Below are 3,894 nucleotides of genomic sequence, written 5' to 3'. Positions count from 1 at the left end.
GCGCACGGCGGAGCGCCCGGTCCGACTCGGTCTGGAGCTTCTCGTCGATGGTGGTGGTGACCTTTAGGCCGAGCTGGTAGGCGGACTCCTGGCCGAAGCGATCCACCATCGCCTGACGGGCCATTTCGGCCGCGTACCCGGCCTGGAACTCGATGGGCGCCACATAGCCCGTGGCCGTCACCGGCGACACCCAAGCCATGCTGTGATCCACGCCGTCGATGTAGCCTAGCTCGAGCATCCGGTCCAGAATCCAGTCACGGCGCTCGCGGGCACGCTCTGGATCCGCCAGCGGGTTGTTGGCGGAGGGGGCCTTTGGCAGACCCGCGAGCATGGCCATCTGCGGCAGGCTGAGCTCATCGAGCGTCTTGTTGTAATAGAACTCGGCTGCCGCGGAGATCCCGTAAGCGCGATTGCCGAAGAAGATCTTATTGAGATACAGCTCCAGGATCTGGTCTTTGCTGAGGGCGGTCTCCATCCGCATCGCGAGCAAGATTTCCGTGAGCTTGCGCTTGACGGTCTTCTCCGGCGTCAGGAAGAAGTTCCGCGCCACCTGCATGGTGATGGTGCTGCCGCCCTGCGTGGCCTCACCGGCCTGGGCGACCGCATAAGCCGCGCGGGCGAGGCCGATGACATCGATGCCGCTATGCTCGTAGAAGCGGCTGTCCTCGGCCGCGATGAAGGCGTTGACGAGATCCGGCGGGATATCTTGGAAGTCGACGGCCCGGCGGCGCTGGACACCGTACTCGGCCATCAGGGAGCCGCCGGCGGTGTACACCCGAAGCGGCTCTTCGAGCTTGACCTCCAGCAGGGCGTCCACCTCGGGCATTTCGTCCTGGATGCTGGAGAGCAGCACAGCGGCCCCAACGAGAGCGAGCAGCGCCGCATCCATGGGCAGCGCTAGCGGGGTGGCGACGATGCGTGCAAACCAGTCGACGATGCCGAAGAAGGCGCCGTGCCGGTGATTGGGCTTGCGGCGGCGTTGAGTACGCTTGAGTGATGGCGGCTTGTGGGCAGAAGCGATTCGGGAACCGCTGGCGGCGGAGGTGTCGTCGTTGGTGCTCAAGGGTCGTGACCGCGGCTTGTGTGCATGAGCGCCCGCGCGCGTTGCCGGCAGCGCGGTGCGTTTCCCCCAGGTCCCTGATTCTACACCAGGCGAGCCCCGCCGACCCAGGCCGTGACCGCGAGCGGCCGCGACGCCTGACGCTACACTGTTGGCGGGTTGGGGCTCTGCGAGGAGGACGGGCTTGGAGCAGCACGCAGGGGGGACGGGCGTGCGCGCCACGCGTGAACGGCTTCTGGCGCCGGCGCTGGAGGTCTTCGCGGAGTCCGGCTATGCGTCGGCAACGATGCGCGAACTCTGAGCCAAACCGTCTCCGCGGCAAGCGCCGCTCAGGTCGCTGAGGAGGCTTTAGGCAGCTCTGACGGCCGCTCTCCGCGCGCCTGCATCGCCTCGAAAGGATCCTCGATGGCCCGCCTCCGCCCGACGTCTGCGAGGCGGCTCAGGTAGTCCTGCCACAAAGGTTGCCAGCCGCGGCCGAGCTTGTACAGGTACTGCCAATCATAAAGCCCGGATTTATGCCCATCGTCGAAGACGATCTTCACCGCGTAGCTGCCCACCTGCTGCAGGTCGCGGATGTTCACGTATTCCTTTCCGACCTGGAGCTTCGCCTGATCGGGAGTATGGCCGCGCACTTCGGCGGAGGGAGAATAGACCCGCAGGTACTCGCAGGGCAGCCGGAACTGGGCGCCGTCGTCGAAGGTGATTTCCAGCACCCGGGTGTTTTGGTGCAGCTTGAGCTCGGTGGGGAGGGGATTCTTGTCCATGGAATTTGCTGTCGCCAGCCAACGGCGCGGCGGGCGCTCTCGGGTCTGCTTATCGATGAGGGGCAGGTGCGGACGCCGGCAGCGGGTTGCAATCACCCTGTCCGGCAGACCAACGCATGAACGGCGGGCGCTACCAATCCTCGGCGACGCCGGACATTTCCGGCCAACCGCAGGCATGGCGCTCCACCAAGCCCAGCATCATCTCCAAGTGCCGCGGATCATCGTTGAGACAGGGGATGTAGTGATAGTCCTCGCCGCCGGCTTCGAGAAAGTACTCCCGGTTCTCGACGTCGATCTCCTCCAGGGTCTCCAGGCAGTCTGCCGAGAAGCCGGGGGCAATGACGTGTACCTGCTTGACCCCGTCGGCACCCCAGAGCTTGAGGGTCTCGTCGGTATAGGGCTGCAGCCATTCGTCACGGCCGACGCGGGACTGGAAGGACACCAACCAGCGGTCTTCCGGCAGGTCCAGCTGCTCCACCACCAGGCGCGCGGTCTTGTGGCAGTGGCAGTGGTAGGGGTCACCGGCCATGAAATACTTCTTCGGGATGCCGTGGAACGAGAACAGCAGTCGTTCCGGCTCCCCATGCTCGTCCCAGTAAGCGCGGATACTGTGCGCAACGGCGTCGATGTAGTTGGGATCGTCGTGGTACTGGTTGATGAAGCGCAGCTCAGGCAGCCACCGCCAGGTGCTGAGCTCATCGGTGACCGCATCGAACACCGACGCTGTGGTGGTGCCGGAGTACTGCGGATACAGCGGCAGCACCAGCAGGCGGCGCACGTTGGCTTGCTTGAGCCGTTCCAGCGCCTCCGGCACCGAGGGCTTCCCGTAGCGCATACCGAGCTCCACGCGCACCCCTTTGCCGAAGCGCGCATCGAGCAGCGCACGCAGTCCGTTGGTCTGGCGCTGCGCCACGTCAAGCAGTGGCGAGCCCCGCTCGGTCCACACGGACTGGTAAGCCCGCGCCGAGCGACTGGGGCGCACCCGCAGGATGACGCCGTGCAGCACCAGCCACCAGATAGGCCGCGGCAGCTCGACGACGCGCGGGTCGTTCAGGAACTCCGCCAAGTAGCGGCGTACGGCCGTGGGGGTCGGGGCATCCGGGGTGCCAAGGTTGAGCATGAGCACGCCAAGGCTCTCCTGCGTGCCATGCTCGAATCCGGGAACGTTTTTGTATCGCATGGTGTTGCGGGCGTCAGGTTTCCCTGCCAGTCCTAATACTTAAAGGGGATGCACCCATGGTGTGTACGGGCAGACGGATGGCGCCTGGCCGCGCTCGGTGCGCCCGGTACAGGGCCAAGGTCGGGGCGGACTCGGCGCAGACAATGCGCTGCTGCGCACCGCAGCAACGGTGTGGGCGCCGCCGTCATTGCCGCATCTCGGCCCGCAACTGAGTGTAAAGGGCTCGGAAGCGCTCCGGGTCCGCCTTGCCGAATACTGGGTCCTCGACCGTTGGCGCCTGCGCCAGCAGGGCCTCCCAATCCTCCGCTGTCAGTACCTCAGCGGCGATGGGAAAGGCTTCCTGGTCTTCGAGGCGCATATGCTCGCGCAACGTCGCAAGCAGCTCCCGACCCTGCTGCTCCACTTCGTCGCGGGACAGCACCTCCTCGTGCACGATGCCCTCCAGCGATTCCTTGAAACGGCGGTTGAGCTGCGCAAGCGATTCGTGCTGCAGCATCAGCCGTCGCAGCACATCGTGGCCCTGCCCCGGCTGCTCCAGCAAGCGCTCGAAGATCAAATCCTCGCTGGGATGGTGGACCTGATCGGCGTAGTCGATCATGTACTCCAGCAGCTCGCACATCACCTCGTAATTGGGCTCTGCGCCGGCGTGAAAACGATCCAGCAGGCTTTCCAGCAGCACCAACAGGTGCGCAAGCCGACGGTGGTCCTCGGCGAGTCTGTCCAGCAAAGCGTTCATGGCGGCCTCCCGGTGTGGGGACGACGGGTGCGAGTGACGGGCGCGGCGACAGGCCCCCCGACCATATGACAGCGACCTGAGGGATTCAAACGCCGCGCTTAGGGCTCAGCCGCGCGCCTGGCAATCGGTCGGCGGATCATCGTTGCGCTGCGTC

At 65.5% G+C, this 3,894-nt stretch carries 4 protein-coding genes; all 4 read right to left on the bottom strand.

Features of this window, described 5'->3' with window-relative positions; genetic code table 11:
* A partial coding sequence (locus I6U14_RS13450) for a transglycosylase domain-containing protein (RefSeq protein ID WP_296900033.1) occupies window positions 1–1,063 on the bottom strand: 1,063 nt, incomplete at its 3' end.
* Window positions 1,064–1,389: 326 nt separating this feature from the next.
* Entirely contained in the window at window positions 1,390–1,824 is a 435-nt protein-coding gene (locus tag I6U14_RS13445) for a DUF971 domain-containing protein (RefSeq protein ID WP_296900032.1), read from the bottom strand.
* Window positions 1,825–1,954: 130 nt separating this feature from the next.
* Window positions 1,955–3,004, bottom strand: coding sequence for a ferrochelatase (gene hemH / locus I6U14_RS13440; protein WP_296900031.1), 1,050 nt, complete (start codon window positions 3,002–3,004; stop codon window positions 1,955–1,957).
* A 184-nt stretch (window positions 3,005–3,188) separates the two neighbouring features.
* Window positions 3,189–3,740, bottom strand: a complete 552-nt coding sequence (locus I6U14_RS13435) for a hemerythrin domain-containing protein (protein ID WP_296900030.1) — start codon at window positions 3,738–3,740, stop codon at window positions 3,189–3,191.
* Window positions 3,741–3,894: the final 154 nt, after the last annotated feature.

Origin of the sequence: Thiohalocapsa sp. (assembly GCF_019695415.1) — a bacterium.
GTDB lineage: Bacteria > Pseudomonadota > Gammaproteobacteria > Chromatiales > Chromatiaceae > Thiohalocapsa.
This window is presented reverse-complemented; position numbering and strand designations above follow the sequence as displayed.